The organism is Acinetobacter sp. ANC 4636 (genome assembly GCF_054454555.1).
In genome coordinates, this window is the sequence record NZ_JBTKVD010000043.1 from 1 (window position 1) to 1,148 (window position 1,148).

Here is a 1,148-nt window from a genome sequence, read left to right on the forward strand (position 1 = left end):
GTTACTTTAGAAACAACACCAGCACCTACAGTACGACCACCTTCACGGATCGCAAAGCGTAGACCTGGATCCATTGCGATTGGGTGGATCAATTCTACTGACATTTCTACGTTGTCACCAGGCATAACCATTTCTACGCCTTCTTGCAACTGGATAGCACCAGTTACGTCAGTTGTACGGAAGTAGAACTGTGGACGGTAACCGTTTAGGAATGGAGTATGACGACCACCTTCGTCTTTAGAAAGTACGTATACTTCTGCGTCGAATTTAGTGTGTGGCTTGATTGAACCTGGTTTAGCCAATACTTGACCACGTTGTACGTCTTCACGTTTAGTACCACGTAGAAGAACACCACAGTTCTCGCCCGCACGACCTTCGTCTAGAAGTTTACGGAACATTTCTACGCCAGTTACAGTTGTTTTAACTGTATCTTTAATACCAACGATTTCAACTTCTTCGCCTACTTTAACAATACCAGACTCAACACGGCCTGTTACTACAGTACCACGACCAGAAATTGAGAATACGTCTTCGATTGGCATCAAGAATGCTTTGTCGATTGCACGTTCTGGTTCTGGAATGTAAGAATCAAGTGCTGCAACTAGGTCAAGAACTGATTGCTCGCCATAAGGACCAGCTTCACCGTTAAGTGCTGCAAGAGCAGAACCACGGATTACAGGAGTGTCATCACCAGGGAAGTTATAAGCAGAAAGAAGTTCACGAACTTCCATTTCTACCAATTCAAGCAATTCTTCGTCGTCTACAAGGTCGCATTTGTTCAAGAATACGATGATGTAAGGTACACCTACCTGACGAGAAAGAAGGATGTGTTCACGAGTTTGTGGCATTGGACCATCAGTCGCTGCACATACAAGGATCGCACCGTCCATCTGAGCAGCACCAGTAATCATGTTTTTAACATAATCGGCGTGTCCTGGGCAGTCAACGTGCGCGTAGTGACGAATTGGAGAATCGTATTCTACGTGTGAAGTATTAATTGTAATACCACGTGCTTTTTCTTCTGGAGCTGAGTCGATTTGCGAGTAATCTTTCGCTTCGCCGCCGTAAGTTTTCGCACAGATTGTTGCGATTGCAGCAGTAAGAGTTGTTTTACCATGGTCAACGTGACCAATTGTGCCCACGTTTAC

At 44.9% G+C, this 1,148-nt stretch carries 1 protein-coding gene; it reads right to left on the reverse strand.

The features are described 5' to 3' along the window. On the reverse strand, positions 1-1,148 hold a 1,148-nt coding region (gene tuf / locus ACX1N5_RS15695; RefSeq protein WP_458803572.1), incomplete at both ends, for an elongation factor Tu.